This window comes from Streptomyces racemochromogenes, assembly GCF_044129415.1.
Lineage (GTDB): Bacteria > Actinomycetota > Actinomycetes > Streptomycetales > Streptomycetaceae > Streptomyces > Streptomyces racemochromogenes_A.
Genome location: NZ_JBBDHD010000049.1, coordinates 1 through 15,895, shown reverse-complemented (window position 1 = coordinate 15,895; position 15,895 = coordinate 1). Strand labels below are relative to the sequence as shown.

Sequence of the window (15,895 nt, the reverse complement as noted above, 5' to 3'; positions counted from 1 at the left end):
GATCAGGGGTGCGCGGGCGGCTGGTGCACGGGTGGCCGGGGCGGGCCGTCGGCGGGGGAGGACGGCCCGTCCGCCGTGGGCCGGACCCGCAGCCGACGCCGGGCCGCGTAGCCGGCCAGGCCCACCGCCACCAGCAGGGTGGCGCCGTTGAACAGCGGGGTGGCCCAGAAGTCGGCGCCCAGCTGGCCGATCCCGGCCAGCCCGACGGCCAGCACCGCGACGGCCACCAGGGTCCCGGGCGCGTTGGCGCGGCCGGGCGTGACGGTGGTGGAGCCCAGCAGTGCGCCGACGAAGGCGGGCAGCAGGTAGTCCAGGCCGACGCTGGGGTTCCCGATCTGCTGCTGGGCGGCGAGCAGGACCCCGCAGCCCCCCGTGAACAGGCCCGACGTGGCGAACGCCGCCACCGAGTACCGGCGGGTCGGGATACCGAGGACGGCCGCCGCCCGGGAGTTGGAGCCGATGACGTACAGGTACCGGCCGAAGGGCAGCCGCTCCAGCACCACCCACAGGACCGCGGTGGCGGCCAGGACGTAGAAGGCCGGCAGCGGCAGCCCGAGGAACTCGGCGTCGTAGAGGGCGGTGAAGGAGGACGGCAGCCCCTGCGGGCCGGGCATGATCCGGCCGCCGCCGGTCAGCCAGCCGGTGAGGGCGTACATGATGCTGCCGGTGCCGAGCGTGGCGATGAAGGAGTCGATGCGGGCGAACTCGACGATGAACCCGTTCACGGCGCCGGCCAGGCCCCCGCCCGCGATCACGGCCAGGCAGGCGAGCGGCCAGGGCGTCGCCGTGTCGACGATCAGGAGCAGCACCACCACGTGGGCCAGGCCGAGCCCGTAGCCGAGGGACAGGTCGAACCTGCCGGTGGCGATGGGGACCGTCGCCCCGAGCGCGAGGAGGGCCGGGATCGCCTGGTTGGACAGGATCGCGGACACGTTGTCCCGTGTGGGGAAGGTGTCCGGAAGGGCGAGGGAGAACGCCAGGAACAGCAGCAGGGCCAGGACCGGCAGGCCGTAGCCGCCGACGAGGTGCCCGCGCGCGGACCAGCGGCTCACGGGGCCCCCGCGGGTCCGGTGACGGGGGGCATCGCCGAGGCGGTGCGGGTCAGTTCGGCCGGGGTCAGCCGGGCACCGGACAGTTCGGCCGCCACCGACCCGCGGACGAAGACCAGCGCGCGCCGGCACAGGTCCGCGACCTCCTCGAAGTCGGTGGAGACCAGCAGGACGCCCGTCCCCCCGGCGGCCGCCCCGTCGAGCATCCGGTGGACCGCCGCCTTGGCGCCGACGTCCACGCTCGCGGTCGGCTCCTCCAGGACCAGCAGCCGCGGCCGCCCGCGCAGCCACCGGGCCAGGACCACCTTCTGCTGGTTGCCGCCCGACAGGGTGGCGACCGGGACCTCGGTGTCCCGGGGGCGCACCGAGAACCGTTCGGCCAGGGCGGCCGCCTCGCGCCGTTCGCGCCGGGTCCCGAGCACCCGCCACGCCGGCACCCCCGCCGCCCGCGGATTGGCCAGCAGGTTCTCGCGGACCGTCAGATCGGGGGCGCAGCCCTCCGCCCGGCGGTCGGCGGCCACGAAGCCGACGCCCCGGCGCACGGCGCCGGCGGCACCGCGCGGGCGGTACGGGCGTCCGTCGAGCAGCACCCGGCCGCCGGACGTCGGCAGTACGCCGGCGAGGGCGCGGCCCAGCTGCATGTGGCCGGCGCCGGTCAGTCCCACCAGGCCCAGGATCTCCCCGGGCGCCAGCCCCAGGCTGACGGGACCGCAGCCCGCCGTGGTCACGGCGTCGAGGCGCAGGACGGGAGGGCGCCCCGGCCCGGGGCGCGCGGGGGCCGGGCGGACGGGCCCGGCCGGGGCGCCGCCCGTGATGTCGCGGACCAGGCGGCCGGGGTCGTACCCGGCCACGGCACCCCGGGCCGCCACCCGGCCGTCGCGCAGGACCGCGAAGGCGTCGGCGACCCGGTACACCTCGTCCAGCCGGTGGGTGACGTACAGGACGCCGTGGCCCCGGTCGCGCAGGGCGTGCAGGACCTCGAAGAGCCGGGCGCAGTCGGCGGCGGGGAGGGTGGCGGTCGGCTCGTCCAGGACGAGGAGCCGGGTGTGCCGGGCGAGGGCCCGGGCGATGGCGACCAGGGATCGCTCGGCGGGGGCGAGGTCCCCGACGCGGGCGTCGGCGTCCAGGTGGCCGGCGATGGCCGCCATCGCCCCTGCGCACCGCTCCCGGGTCCGCCGCCAGGAGATCAGCCCGTGGCGGCGCGGGTAGCCGGTGCCCAGGGCGACGTTCTCGGCGACGGTCATCCAGTCGACCAGGCCCGGGTCCTGGTGGATGAACGACATCGCCCCGGACGCGGCCGCGGAGCCGAGCGGGTGGCCGGCGACGGTCACCTCGCCCGCGTCGGGCCGGTGCACCCCGGCGAGCACCTGGATGAGCGTGGACTTGCCGGCGCCGTTGGGGCCGAGGAGGGCGAGGACGCCGCCGCCGTGCAGGTCCAGGTCCACCCCGTCCAGGGCGAGGGTGCCGCCGAACCGTTTGCGCAGCCCCCGGATCCGCACGAGCGGCTCCGCGTCCGGGCCCGGTGGGGCGTCGTACTCGTCAGGGGCGTCATGCACGCACGTCTCCGGGGCCGGCCTCGGATCCCCCGCGCGGGAGGGCGGGACAGGGGGATGCTACTGGCCACCGGGGCCCGATCCCGGCTACGACGGACGTCAGGCCGCGTCCAGGGCGCATTCGGCCCAGATCACCTTGCCCCGGGGGGTGTAGCGGGTGCCCCAGGCCTGGGCCAGCTGCGCGACGAGGAACAGGCCGCGGCCGCCCTCGTCCGTGCTGGCGGCCCGCCGCAGGTGCGGGGCGGTGCTGCCGCCGTCGGAGACCTCGCAGATCAGCGTGCGGTCGTGGATGAGGCGGACCTGGATCGGCTCGCCCCCGTAGCGGATCGCGTTGGTGACCAGCTCGCTCAGCAGCAGTTCGGCGGCGAAGGCGAGCTCCTCCAGCCCCCACTCGGCCAGCCGCCGGGTCGCTGCGGCGCGGATGTCGCAGACCTTCGCCGGATCGGCCGGCAGCTCCCAGGCGGCGATCCGGCCGGCGGGCACGGTGCGGGCGCGGGCGACCAGGAGGGCGATGTCGTCCTCGGGGTGCTCGGGGGCCATCGCGTCCATCACGGCCCGGCAGGTCTCCTCGGGGCCCCGCCCCGGATGGGCGAGGACGCGCCGCAGCCGGTCGAGGGCGACGTCGATGTCACCGTGGCGGTCCTCGACGAGCCCGTCGGTGTAGAGGACCAGCGTGCCGTCCTCGGGCAGCTCGATCTCGGCGGTCTCGAACGGCAGCCCGCCCAGGCCCAGCGGGGGGCCGGCGGGCAGGTCGGCGAAGGTCACGCGGCCGTCCGGGTGGGCCACGGCGGGCGGGAGGTGGCCGGCCCGGGCCATGGTGCACAGCCGGGTGGTGGGGTCGTAGACGGCGTACAGGCAGGTCGCGCCGACGATGCCCGTGCTGCCCCCGGCGTCGCCGCCGCCCTCCTCCCGGTCGAGGCGGACGAGGAGGTTGTCGAGGTGGGTGAGGAGTTCGTCGGGCGCGAGTTCCAGCTCGGCGAAATTGCGCGCGGCGGTCCGCAGCCGCCCCATCGTCGCGGCGGCGTGCAGCCCGTGCCCGACGACGTCGCCGACGAGCAGGGCGACGCGGGCGCCGGAGAGCGGGATGACGTCGAACCAGTCGCCGCCGACGCCGGACTCGGCGGGCAGGTAGCGGTGCGCCACCTCGACGGCGCCCTGCTCGGGCAGGTCGCGCGGCAGCAGGCTGCGCTGGAGGGCCAGGGCCAGGTTGTGCTCCCGGGTGTAGCGGCGGGCGTTGTCGATGCAGAGGGCGGCGCGGGCCGCGAGCTCCTGGGCCAGCCGGCAGTCGTCGTCCCCGAAGGGGGCCGGGTCCTGCGACCGGTAGAAGCTCGCGATGCCCAGCAGCACCCCGCGGGCGAGCAGCGGGACGACGACGAGGGAGTGCAGGCCGTGTGCCAGGAGCCTGCGGGCCCGTTCGGGGTCCTGGGCGATGAAGCCCGCCGCCGAACCGAGCTCGGGCTCCAGGACGGCCTGGCCGCCGGACAGGCAGCGCATCTGCGGGGTGCCCGCGAGGAGCTCGACCTGCTGCCCGGCGGGGTAGAAGGGGCAGTCGTCGCGGATGCCGTGCACCACGGTGCGGTGCAGTTCGGCTCCGGGGCGGGCCGACTCCTCACCGCGCAGGACGGCCTCGGGCAGGTCGACGGTGACGTAGTCGGCCAGGCGCGGGACCGCCGCCTCGGCGAGCTCCCGCGCGGTGCGGCCCACGTCCAGGGTGGTGCCGATGAGACTGCTGGCCTCGGCCAGCAGCTCCAGCCGCCGCCGCGCCTCGACGGCGTACCTGCCCACCTCGGGCTCGCCGACCATCACCAGTCCGCGGACGGCGCCGGGCGGCCGGGGCGGCGGGCCGGGAGGCTGCTGCGGGCGGTGGGCGGCGGGCTCGTCGCCGCCTATGACGGCCTCGACGACCATGCCCCGTACCCCGGTGCCGCTGGTGACGGGACGGCTGAGCAGGGTGGCCTCGCCGCCGTGGGGGAGGGCCACGCCGAAGGCGCCCCGGCGGGCCGAGGAGATCAGCTCGGCCGCCCGCTCCGAGAGGACCGCCCGGTCGTGCGGGGCCAGGGCGAGGCCGGGGCCGGCGAGCCACTCCTGGCCGTCGGGGCCGGCCGTCCGGACACCGGCGCGCGGGCCCTCCCCGGACGTCCCGTTCCCGGCGGCGCCGCGCTGGGCGTCGAGGTAGGTGTGCAGCAGCCCGCGCTCCCGCTCGGAGCTCTGCGCCATCAGGCGCCGCTCGATCGTGCCGACCGCACGGCCGAGCAGGGCGGCCAGGTCCGGGTGCTCGAAGGTGTACGGGTACCCGAAGCAGAGCACCCCGACGATGTGCCCGCTGAGCTGGTCGCGGATGGGGGCGGCGCAGCAGGCGTTGGACTGGGCGCGCTCGGCGAAGTGCTCGGCCCGGTAGACCTGGACGGGGCGCCGTTCGGCCAGCGCGAGACCGATGCCGTTGGTGCCGCCGTACCGCTCGGCGAAGACGAAGCCGGGAACGGTCTGGATCGGGGGCAGGCTCCGGGCCAGGGAGGGTTCGCCGAAGCGGCGTTGCAGCACGGTGCCGTCCGCGTCGGCGACCGAGATGTTCATCCGGCTGCCGGAGAACCGGTGCTGGAGCTCGTCGAGGACCGGTGCGGCGGCCCGTACGAGCCGGCTGTCCGGGTCGAAGTCGTCCCGGTAGGGCAGCTCGGCCCGGTCGGGGGAGAGCCCCAGGAGCCGGCAGCGCAGCCAGGAGTCCAGGATGGGGCCGCGGACCCCGGCCCCCGCCGGCTCGCCCTCCAGGAACCGCTCACGGGAGCGCGCGGGGCCGGTCTGGTCTCCCGTGACCGCCATCTGCATCACTTCCCCTTGCCGGTGCGCCCGGCCGTCGGGATGAGCGCCGTGATGAACGTTGAATCAGGCTTTTCGAGTATATTCCGGGTGATTTATCGCTTCATAGGACGGCGACCGGATTGACCGGGGACCCCGTCCCGCCGGGGACGTCCAGCGGCGCCACCACGAGCATGAACGTGTGGCGTCCGGCCCCCGCGCACGCCGTGGACAGCCCCTCCAGGTCCAGGTTGTCCAGCAGGGGCACCCCCATGGCCGCGATGGCGAGGGTGTGCACGGGGGAGTGCAGGCCCTCGACCGGCGAGGGGCGCAGGTCGCCGTCCCCGTCGGCCCCGAGCAGGGCGACCCCCCGGCCGGCCAGCAGGGGCACCGCGTCCACGTGGAAACCCGCGCTCGCCGCGTCGAGGTCCCACGGGCCCAGCTCGCGGCGGCGCCGGAACCGGCCCGTGCGCAGCAGTACCGCGCAGCCCTCGTCGATCACGGTGCCGAGCGCCCGCTCCGCCTCCAGCACGTCCGCGGCACGGACCGCCCGCCCCGGCTCCAGCCAGCCGGTCCCGAGCACGGCCGGCAGGTCCAGGAGCACCCCCTTCGTGACGAGCGGACCCAGGGCGGCGACCGAGCCGAAGCGGGCGCCGCCCGCGCCGACGGCGCCGCGGGCCGGCCGGCCGCCGTAGAGCCTCCCCCGGTAGGCGATGTGCGACAGCGCGTCCAGATGGCTGACGGCCTTGCCGTGGTAGTCGGCGCCGAGGAAGTCCTTGTGTGCGGACGGCTCGGGGGGCTCGACGTCGCCCAGGTCGGTCATGTGGTGCAGGGCCGGCCGGGGGTTGTCGGGGCCGGGGCGGGTGTCCCACGGCCGGCCGAGGGGGACCGCCGTGCCGTCGCGGACCAGGGCGGCCGCCCGGCGGACGTGCTCCGGGGTGACCCGGTTCCAGGCGCCCCGGTCGGCCGGCTCCCAGCGGCCCCAGGTGCGGACCTCGGCGAAGAGGGCGTCGAACTCCTGACGGGAGACCCGGGGGACCGGGCCGGGATCGCTGCTCATGGGGGTGCTCCGGGGGTGGCGGCGGGCCGGCGGGCGGCCGGTCCCCGCATCCCTACCCGCTCCGGCGGGACCCCGGAGGGCGGCCGCGGGCGACGCGCCGGGCGAGGTGGCGGCCGTACGCCCGGGCGGGGCAGGCTGGACTCATGAGAGCGCCCCCGCGCTCGCTCTCCGGACCGGGAGCCGGCGGCCACCACCAGGTCCTCTTCACCCTCGCGCAGGCCCTTCCCTTCGCGATCGCCCTCGTCGTGCTCCTCGTCGAGTTCACGCCCGCCCACGTCGTCTACACCGGCCCCCTGCTGGTCGCGACCCCCGCCCTGGCGGCGGTGACCATGGGCCCCGGGGGCACGCTCGCGGCGGCCGGGCTGGCCCTGTGCGTCAGCGTCGCCACCGCCACCTACAACGACGCCTGGGGCGGCCGGCAGGTCTACACGAACCTCCTCGCCCTCTTCCTGGTGGCGGCCGCCAGCGTCATCACCAGCCGCGCCGCCCGCGACCGCCGGGACAGCGAGCTCGGCCAGGTCCGCCGGATCGCCGAGGCCGCGCAGGAGGTCCTGCTGCGGCCCGTACCGGCCCGCCTCGGCCCCGTACGGGCCGCCAGCATGTACCTGGCGGCCGAGGCGGGCGCGCAGATCGGCGGCGACCTCTACGACGCGGTGCAGACCCGCTACGGGATCCGGCTGATCGTCGGTGACGTCCGCGGCAAGGGCCTCCCTGCCGTGCGCGCGGCCGCCGTCGTCCTGGGCGCCTTCCGGGAGTCCGTGCACTACGAGGACGACCTGGTCGGGGTCGTCGAGCACTGCGGCGCCGCCCTGCGCCGGGACGCGGCCACCCCGGGCGCGGGCCTGGCCGCGGGCGACGAGGGCCTCGTGGAGGGGTTCGTGACCGCGCTGGTGGCCCAGATCCCCGACGGTCCCCACGTCCAGGTCGTCAACCGGGGCCACCCGCCCCCGCTGCTGCTGCGCGACGGTGTGGTCCGCCCCCTGCTGCCCGGGCTCCCGCTGCCGCCGCTCGGACTGGAGGAGTTCATCACCGGTCCCCCCGGGAGGACCGACACCTTCCCGTTCGCCCCCGGGGACCGGCTGCTGCTGCACACCGACGGGATCATCGAGGCCCGAGACGGGAACGACGCCTTCTTCGACCTGGCCGCGGCCATGGAGGCGCTCCACGGCCGCACCCGGCAGGCCTTCCTGGAGGGGCTGCGCCAGGCCCTGGTGCGTCATGCGTGCGGTCCGCTGGGCGACGACGTGGCGGTCGTCGTGGTCGACCGGATCAGCTGAGGGCCGGCTTTTATCCGCCGTACCCGGCGCTGTCAAGTCCCGACTTTCCGGAACGTGACCCGACCCTGCCCGCCGGGGCTTACTTGAGGTGCGGAAAGGAAACGAGGAAACGGAAAAGAGAAGGAAGTCCACCGAATCCCACGGAGGAATTCCGGATCGATTCTCCTCACCGCACCGCCTCGGAATACCGGGGCAACCCCAATAGATATCAGGCACAGTCAGGAGAAAGTCATGAACCGCAAGTTTGACACCACCGGGACCGTCCGCCCGCAGCGCCGGGGCCTGCGCCTCGCGACCCTGGCGGCCGCGGCGGCCATCGTCACCGGAGGCGTCGCCCTCCCGGCCTCGGCGGCCATGGCGGCTCCCGCTCCGGCCCACGTGGTCACCGCCCTTCCCCACGGCGGCGGCAAGGGCGGGGACGGCGGCGACGGCGGCGGCGGCCTGATCGGCGGCGGCGGCGGCTCCGGCGGCTCCGGTGGCGGCAGCGTCTTCGGCACCGGCGGTGACGGCGGCAAGGGCGGCAACGGCGGCAACGGCATCCTCTCCGGCGGTGGCGGCGGCGGTGGCGGCGGTGGCGGCGACGGCTTCATCGGCGGTAACGGCGGCTCCGGCGGCAAGGGCGGCTCCGGCCTCTTCGGCGGGAACGGCGGCGGCGGCGGTGGCGGCGGCGACGGCGTCCTCAAGGGCGGCAACGGCGGCAAGGGTGGCGGCGGCGGGTTCGGCGTCCTCCAGGGCGGCGACGGCGGCAAGGGCGGCAAGGGCGGCCTCGGCATCTTCGGCGGCCTCGGCGGCGGCGGCGGTGCCGGTGGCGGCAGCATCTTCTGACCGGCGCCCGGCATGACGGGGTGGAGGCCCTCGGGCCTCCACCCCACCCCGCCCCACCCGCTCGACCCCTCCCTCCTCTGACACGAACGTTCTCTGAAACGGAGAAACCCCCATGTTCACGATCCCCTTCCAGCGTCCGCTCATCCTGGCCGCGGCCTCCCTGGCCCTGGTCACCGGCACGGCCTGCGCCGCGCAGGCGGCGGTGTCCCACACCCCGGCGGCCGCCAGCGCGTCGGCCCCCGCCCTCCAGGCCTCGAACTGCACCCTGGGCGGCGCCGGAGGCGAAGGCGGCAAGGGCGGCGAGGGCGGCAAGGGCGGTCAGCCCGGTCAGCCGGGCGAGCCCGGCAAGCCCGGGGGGACGGCGTGCCTCGGCTTCGCCGACCTGCCCGACAAGCCCAAGTCGGAGCTCACCGTGGTGGACAAGGTGCGCATCGTGCTCACGGTGATGGCCGCCGACGACTCCAAGGAGATGAAGGACAGGATCGCCGACAAGTACAAGATCACCACCGAGCAGATCGACACCTGGAAGAAGCAGTACCTCGACGGAGACTGGTTCGCCCTGATGAGCGGCACCGCCGGCTGACAGGCGAGGCGGCCGAGCCGAGACCGAAAGGCTCCCGGGCACCCCGGACCCGAAAGAGGCCGGGGCGCCCCCGCGCATCCGAAGAGAACCCCCCGAATTCCCGACCGTAGTGGAAACAATTCCCGGCAAGGAAGAAGAGCCATGCGTGTACGTCCTTGGAAGCTGCGTCTCGGTCTCGTCGTCTCGACCGCCCTGCTCGGTGCCGGCGCCCTCGCGCCGATCGCCTCCGCGGCCCCGGCCGCCCCGGCCGGCCAGACCGCCCAGGCCCTCACCGGCCACCACGGCTCCGGCTCCGGCTCCGGCAACGGGCTCGGCAAGTTCATCGGCGGCAGTGGCGGCTCCGGCGGGGTCACGATCGGCCACGGAAGCGTCCGCGTCGGCGACAACGTCTGCGCCGGCCGCTGCAACGGAACCGTCAACGGCACCAACGGCAGCAACGGCGGCGTCTGCGCCGGCCTCTGCAACGGCAGCGCCAACGGCGGCGACGGCACCGACGGCACGGCCGGCGGCAACGGGTCCAACGGCGGCAAGGGCGGCGTCTGCGCCGGCGTCTGCAACGGCAGCGCCAACGGCGGCAAGGGCGGCAACGGCGGAGCCGCGCAGCCCGGCGGCGACGGCGGCGACGGCGGCCGGGGCGGTGACGGCGGAATCTGCGTCGGCGTCGGCTGCGAGACCAGCGGGGCCGGCGGCCGCGGCGGCGACGGCGGCTCCGACTGACCCCCGGCGCGACCCCGCCGCAGCGCCCTCCGGAGCGACCCGCCCCGGAGGGCGTCCCGCGCGTCCGGGGCCCCCGCCGCGGGCGAGGGGCACCCCTGTGGATCACTGGATAGACTTTCGATGAGCGACGAGCGGCCCGCCGCGCCCCTGCGCGTCCGCGGCGGCCGGGTGAGGGCGGCGCCTGATGGGCACGGCATCCAATCTGCACCTGTACGCGGGCCGGGCCTCCGGCCTCATCGGCCGGCAGATCGCGGGCTACCTGGTCGAACGGCTGATCGGCCGCGGCGGCATGGCCGTCGTCTACCAGGCCAGGGACCTGCGCCTGGACCGCACGGTCGCCCTCAAGCTGATCGCCCCCGAACGCGCCCGGGACGAGACCTTCCGGCGCCGCTTCACCCACGAGTCACGGGTGGCCGCGTCCATCGACCACCCCCACATCGTGCCGGTCTTCGAAGCCGGCGAGACCGACGGGGTCCTCTACATCGCCATGCGCTACGTCTCGGGCCTGGACCTGCGCGCCCTGCTGGACCGGGAGGGCCCGCTCCCCGTCACCACCGCCCTGCGCATCGCCGGCCAGGTGGCCTCCGCGCTCGACGCGGCCCACGACCACGACCTCGTCCACCGGGACGTCAAGCCCGGCAACGTCCTCGTCGCCGCGGGCACCGACAGCGACCACCCCGAGCACATCTACCTCACCGACTTCGGACTCACGAAGAAGGTGCTGTCGCCCACCGGGTTCACCACCGCCGGCGAGTTCGTCGGCACGGTGGACTACATGGCCCCCGAGCAGATCTCCGGCCGCCCGGTCGACGGCCGGTGCGACCTGTACAGCCTCGCCTGCGTGGTCTACGAGACCCTCGCCGGAGGCCCGCCGTTCGGCCGCGACACCGAACCGACCGCCCTGTTGTGGGCGCACCAGTACGATCCGCCGCCGCTGCTCAGCGAGAAGCGGCCCGACATCGCGCCCGCCGCCGACGCGGTGCTGGCCAAGGGGCTCGCGAAGGTGCCCGAGGACCGCTACGGCACCTGCCTGGAGTTCGTCGCCGCCCTGCGCGCCGCCACGGGAGCGGTCGCCCGCCGCGCGGAGCCGCAGGCGGGGGCCTCCCACCCGCCCACCGAGGTCTCGGTGATCCCCGAGCCGCCGCAGGAGCCCCCCGCCTGGGCCCTGCCGGTCTTCCTCACCCGCACGCAGCACGACGGCCCGCACGGCGCGGTGCCGTACGGGCCGTAGGGCCGGGAGCGGGGCCGGGGGCCGGTGGCCTCCTCAGAGCCCCATCGAGATGGCGAGGCGGGTCAGCTCCGCCGTGGTGTTGACGCCGAACTTGGCGCGGATGCGGCGCAGGTAGGCGTCGACGGTGTGCTTGGAGAGACCCATGTTGCGGGCGGCCTGCAGGTAGGTGCACCCGGCGGCGATGTGGCGCAGCGCCTCCTGCTCACGCGGGGCCAGAGAGGCTGCGGTCGAGGGGGCTTCGACGTGCTCCATGACGAGGGTGAGGCTCATGGGATTTCCTCCGCCGTGTCGGCTCGGTCATCGCTGCTGCTCACACCCTTGGAAGCAGAGGGACATATATCGGAATGTCGCTGTATGTCCCTGATAAAGAGCTTGCGGGCGCCATTTCATGGAGTTGTCCGTCGACTGTCACAGGGGCGTCACAGGGAACCGGAGCACGGAACCCGGCGCCCCCGGCCCCGCCCCCTCAGAACCCCACGAGGGACTGCTCGGCCCAGATGGTCTTGCCCGTGGGCGCGTGCCGGGTCCCCCAGCGCTGCGCCAGCTGCGCCACCAGCAGCAGGCCCCGCCCGCCCTCGTCGAAGGTCCGGGCGCGCCGCATGTGCGGGGCGGTACTGCTCGCGTCGGAGACTTCGCAGATCAGCGTGTCGTTCTCGTGGATCAGCCGCAGCTGGATGGGCGGCGCGCCGTAGCGGATGGCGTTGGTGACCAGCTCGCTCACCACCAGCTCGGCCACGAACGAGGCCTCGTCCAGGTCCCACGCGGACAACTGCTCGGTGGTGTACCGGCGGGCGTCGGCCACGACCGAGGGATCGGACGGCAGGTCCCAGACCACCACCTTGTCGGTGTGCAGCGCCCGGGTCCGGGCGACCAGCAGGGCCACGTCGTCCTCGGGACGGTGGGTCAGCAGGGCCGTCAGCACCCGGTCGCAGACCGTGTCCAGGCTCGACGCCGGCCGGGTCAGGGCGGTGAACAGGCTGTCCAGGGCCTCGTCGAGGTCGTGCTCGCGGGCCTGGAGCAGGCCGTCGGTGTACAGGGCGAGGAGACTGCCCTCGGGCAGGTCGACCTCGACGGTCTCGAACGGCAGGCCCCCCAGGCCCAGGGGCGGGCCCGCGGGCACGTCGAGCAGGTACACCGAGCCCTCCGGGGACACCACGGCCGGCGGCGGGTGGCCCGCCCGGGCCACGGTGCACCGGCGGATGACCGGGTCGTAGACCACGTACAGGCAGGTCGTGCCGATGCCCCCGGCCGATTCCTCGGGCACGTCCGGGTCGGCCTCGTCGGCGGACAGGTGGATGATCAGGTCGTCGAGGTGGGTGAGCAGCTCGTCGGGCGGCAGGTCCACATCCGCCAGGGTGCGCACGGCGGTGCGCAGCCGGCCCATGGTCGCGGACGCGCGGATGCCGTGGCCGACGACGTCCCCCACGACCAGCGCCACGCGCGCCCCGGACAGCGGGATCACGTCGAACCAGTCCCCGCCCACCCCGGCCTCACCCCCGGCCGGCAGGTAGCGGGAGGCGATCTCCAGCGCCCCCTGCTGGGGCAGCGTGTGCGGGAGGAGGCTGCGCTGGAGCGTCATGGTGGTGGTGTGCTCGCGGTGCTCCCGGGCGGGCCCGTGCCCCTCCCCGGCTTCCCCGGCCTCCCCGGCCGGCCTGGCCGTGAACTCCTCGGCCAGCCGCAGGTGCTCGGGGTGCGGATGGCCCTCGACGCCGCTGCGGTCGTGCGCGGCCAGGCACACCGCCCGCACCCGGCCCTCCCGGTCGCGCAGCGGGGCCAGCGACGTCTCCCAGCCCTGACCGGGGCCCTGACCCGCCCGGGGGGCGAAGGCGCTCAGCTGCTGGGGCTCGCCCGTCTCCACGACCAGGCGCATCCTGCGCTCCGTCTCGTCGCTCACCGGGTCGGGGGCGATCTCCGGCAGGCGCAGCCCGCGCATCTCCTCCTCCGAGAGGGAGAGCGTCCGCTGCATGTTGGCGTTCGCCCGCAGCAGCCGGAGGTCGGCGTCGAAGACCGCCAGGAAGCAGGGGGACTGGGCGAACGCCCACTCGTTCAGGGGCGTGTCCCACGGCTGGTCGGCCGGCCCCGGCACGGCGGACACCACGGTCCATTTGACGGTCCCGCCCGTCGACGTCCACCGGTGCGCGAGCAGCGGCACCTCCACGCGCCGGCCGTCCCGGTGCCGCAGCGCCACCGTGCCGCTCCACCGGTCCTGCCCCGGCCCGATGTCCCGCCCGGCCGCCACGCCGTCGGCCAGCAGCCGGGCGGCGGGCTGCCCCACGACCTCGGAGGGCGCGTAGCCGAGGAGCCGGCGGGCGGCCTCGCCCCACTCGGTCACGACGCCGTCGTCGCCGATCGTGGCCGTGGCGGTGTACGCCGCCCCGCCCGAGGTGTCCGTCCGCTGCGGCCGGTCACCGGGAAAGGTGGGAAGTTGCGCCATCGCCGCTCATCTCGCCCTCGCTAGTCCGGCCAGGGTGCTCCACTGACAAGCATGATCCGGCGGGGCGGCGAGCACCAACGCAGTGCTCCGTCCGCCGGTCACGGGTGCGCGAGGACCAGGGCCACGACCGCGTCCCCGCTCTGCCAGGCCATCGCCCGGCGCGGACCGCCGAGCGCCGGCGGCCGCAGGCCGAGGAGCGGGATCCGGCGGGGAGCCGTGCCGGGGACCCCGCCGCGGTCGGCCTTGACGGCGGCCTCCTTCAGCGCCCAGGCCCCGGCCAGGGCATCGGCCCGGCCGGCGCCGAGGAGGGAGAGCTCCGCGGGGGAGAAGGCGTGGTCCGCGGCGCGGCGTACGGCGGCGGCCGAGGCGGTCTCGCACACGTCCACGCCCACGGGCCCCGGCGCCAGGGCCGCGGCCGTGTGACCGGGGGCGTGGCTGATGGAGACGTGCAGGGAGGACAGCGGGCGGCCGCCGACGAGGAGCTGCGGGCTGCCGTCCTCCCGGGGGAGGACCTCCACCTCCCGCGACGGTGCCCCGACGAGTTCACCCGCCAGCCGCTTGGCGAGCAGCCGGCCCGCCATCCACCCGGACCGCCGCCCGGCGGGCAGCGTGCGGGCCACCCGCTGTTCGGCGGGCGAGAGGCGCAGCGGCAGGTGGGTGAGGTCGGCGCGGCGGGCCACGAGGAGCCCGGCGCCGCCCCAGTGGTGGACGAAACCCGGTGCCAGAGGCCGGAAGAGCGGATCCATGACGGGCTCCCCGGTCAGCCGGCGGCCGGGTGGGCCGTAGCGGACCCTCCGGCGGGGTCGGCCGTCTCCCGGGGCCGAGGCGCCCGGGGGGCCGGGGCCTCGGCCGGGGCGGGGGACGGGAGGGCGGTGGTGAGGTGGGCCAGGAGAGCGGCCTGGTGGTGGACCAGCCGAAGCAGTTCGTGGATGTCGGCGTCCGCCGGGAGCCCCGCGGGCGGGGCGGCCGGGGCGGGGGCCCGGCACGGCAGGGCGCCCACCAGGTCCACCAGCCGGCGGTCCTCGGCGGGGACCAGGCCCCGCGGGTCGACCGGTGCCCCCAGGACCGCGAGCCGGGCCAGGGTCCGGACGAGGCCGCGCCCGTCGCTCCCCGCCGGGTCGTCGGCGGCGAAGAGGTGCACGTCGTCACGGTGGTAGAGGGTGCGACGGACCGCGGTGAGCAGCGAACCGCCCCCGTTCACCTGGAGGAAGACGCGGGCCCCCGCCCCGTAGGCGGCGCGGACGGCGTCACCGAAGCGGACCGGAGCGCACGCGTGCCGGGCCCACAGCTCCCGCAGCGCGGCGGGGTCCGCGCAGAGCCCGGCGTCCACCGACGAGACGAACGGCAGTACGGGAGCGGCGACCCGCAGCCCGGCGAGGACCGCGCGCACCCCCTCCTCGGCCGGGGCCAGCAGCGGGGAGTGGAAGGGCCCCGCCGCCTCCAGCACCGCCGTGACCACCCCGGCCGCGGCGCAGGCCCGCCGCAGGGCCGCGAGGCCCTCCGCGGTGCCGCTGACCACGATCTGCCGCTGCTCGTTGAAGCAGGCGGGCCACACCCCGTCGACTCCCTCGACCAGCCGTCGGCAGGTCTCCTCGTCCGTCTGTACGGCGAGCATCCCGCCGGGCGGCCCGCTCTCCAGCGCCCGCCGCAGGGCCGCACCCCGCCCGGCCAGCAGGCGTACGGTGTCCTCGCCGGTCAGTGCCCCCGCCGCGGCGGCCGCCGCGAACTCCCCGACGCCGTGGCCGAGGGTGAGGTCCGGGGTGACGCCGCAGTCGGCCAGGAGGCGGGTGGCGGCGAGCTGGAGGACGGCACCGAGCAGCGGCCGGCACCCCTCGGCGGCGGGGGGCAGCCCCTGGTTCCCGGCCCCGGCCGTCCCGGACAGCAGGGCGGCCGTGTCCGGTCCGGCCACGGCTCCCAAGGCGTCGGCGGCCGTACGGAACCCGGCGTACCCCTCGTAGAGCTCCCGCATCATGCCCGTACCCCGGCTGCCCTGGCCGGGGTAGAGGAGGGCGATGCGGCGCCGCGCCCACGGCAGCGGGGCCTCGGCGGCGAAGGCGTCGTCGCCGAGGTCGCCCCGGGCGCCGTCCTCCAGCTGCCGCACGGCCCGGCGCAGCCGCCCGGTGAACTCCTCCGTACCGGTGGCCACGATCGCGAGCCGCGCCTTCAGCGGGGCCCGCCCGCCCAGCGTGTGGGCCAGTGCCCCGACCGTCGGCCGGTCCGCCGGGTCCAGGGCGTCGAGGGCGTCGAGCACGTCCGCGGCGTACCGCTCCAGCAGCCCCATCGAGTCCGCCGAGAGCAGGACCAGCTGCGGCGGCCGGGGCGCGGAGCCGCCGGCCTCCCGTACCGGCGGGCGGGCGGCGGCCGGTACGGGCC

The 15,895-nt window shown here is 76.2% G+C and carries 13 protein-coding genes; 5 read left to right on the top strand and 8 right to left on the bottom strand.

Annotated elements, in window-relative coordinates; translation table 11 throughout:
* Window positions 1–2: 2 nt before the first annotated feature.
* From WDV06_RS19535 to WDV06_RS19520, 4 genes are all read right to left on the bottom strand, one after another.
* Complete coding sequence (locus tag WDV06_RS19535) at window positions 3–1,052, bottom strand: ABC transporter permease (protein WP_395511051.1); 1,050 nt, start codon at window positions 1,050–1,052, stop codon at window positions 3–5.
* Window positions 1,049–2,605 (bottom strand): sugar ABC transporter ATP-binding protein, encoded by a 1,557-nt coding sequence (locus WDV06_RS19530; RefSeq protein ID WP_395511050.1) that lies wholly within the window; start codon window positions 2,603–2,605, stop codon window positions 1,049–1,051. The genes WDV06_RS19535 and WDV06_RS19530 overlap by 4 nt, the downstream gene beginning before the upstream one ends.
* Window positions 2,606–2,701: 96 nt before the next feature.
* Complete coding sequence (locus WDV06_RS19525; RefSeq protein WP_395511049.1) at window positions 2,702–5,419, bottom strand: SpoIIE family protein phosphatase; 2,718 nt, start codon at window positions 5,417–5,419, stop codon at window positions 2,702–2,704.
* A gap of 100 nt (window positions 5,420–5,519) precedes the next feature.
* Window positions 5,520–6,455: a cyclase family protein gene (locus WDV06_RS19520; protein ID WP_395511048.1), complete on the bottom strand. Its 936-nt coding sequence runs from the start codon at window positions 6,453–6,455 to the stop codon at window positions 5,520–5,522.
* A 143-nt stretch (window positions 6,456–6,598) separates the two neighbouring features.
* Here WDV06_RS19520 and WDV06_RS19515 point away from each other — a divergent pair, with 143 nt between their 5' ends.
* From WDV06_RS19515 to WDV06_RS19495, 5 genes are all read left to right on the top strand, one after another.
* Entirely contained in the window at window positions 6,599–7,732 is a 1,134-nt protein-coding gene (locus WDV06_RS19515) for a PP2C family protein-serine/threonine phosphatase (RefSeq protein ID WP_395511047.1), read from the top strand.
* A gap of 231 nt (window positions 7,733–7,963) precedes the next feature.
* Window positions 7,964–8,557 (top strand): hypothetical protein, encoded by a 594-nt coding sequence (locus tag WDV06_RS19510; RefSeq protein ID WP_395511046.1) that lies wholly within the window; start codon window positions 7,964–7,966, stop codon window positions 8,555–8,557.
* 112 nt (window positions 8,558–8,669) lie between these two features.
* Window positions 8,670–9,140 (top strand): hypothetical protein, encoded by a 471-nt coding sequence (locus WDV06_RS19505; RefSeq protein ID WP_395511045.1) that lies wholly within the window; start codon window positions 8,670–8,672, stop codon window positions 9,138–9,140.
* A 141-nt stretch (window positions 9,141–9,281) separates the two neighbouring features.
* Window positions 9,282–9,857, top strand: coding sequence for a hypothetical protein (locus WDV06_RS19500; RefSeq protein WP_395511044.1), 576 nt, complete (start codon window positions 9,282–9,284; stop codon window positions 9,855–9,857).
* Window positions 9,858–10,041: 184 nt separating this feature from the next.
* Complete coding sequence (locus WDV06_RS19495; protein ID WP_395511043.1) at window positions 10,042–11,088, top strand: serine/threonine-protein kinase; 1,047 nt, start codon at window positions 10,042–10,044, stop codon at window positions 11,086–11,088.
* Window positions 11,089–11,121: 33 nt separating this feature from the next.
* On the opposite strand, the gene WDV06_RS19490 is transcribed toward WDV06_RS19495, so the two are convergent.
* The 4 genes from WDV06_RS19490 to WDV06_RS19475 form a co-directional block, all read right to left on the bottom strand.
* On the bottom strand, window positions 11,122–11,358 hold the full coding sequence (locus tag WDV06_RS19490; protein ID WP_395511042.1) for a response regulator transcription factor: 237 nt from the start codon (window positions 11,356–11,358) through the stop codon (window positions 11,122–11,124).
* A gap of 196 nt (window positions 11,359–11,554) precedes the next feature.
* The gene (locus tag WDV06_RS19485; RefSeq protein ID WP_395511041.1) at window positions 11,555–13,522 is read right to left on the bottom strand and encodes an ATP-binding SpoIIE family protein phosphatase; all 1,968 of its coding nucleotides are present in this window, start codon (window positions 13,520–13,522) and stop codon (window positions 11,555–11,557) included.
* 98 nt (window positions 13,523–13,620) lie between these two features.
* Entirely contained in the window at window positions 13,621–14,268 is a 648-nt protein-coding gene (locus WDV06_RS19480) for a 4'-phosphopantetheinyl transferase family protein (protein ID WP_395511040.1), read from the bottom strand.
* Between the two features lie 14 nt (window positions 14,269–14,282).
* Window positions 14,283–15,895: acyltransferase domain-containing protein (locus WDV06_RS19475; protein WP_395511039.1), on the bottom strand; the 1,613-nt coding region annotated here is incomplete at its 5' end.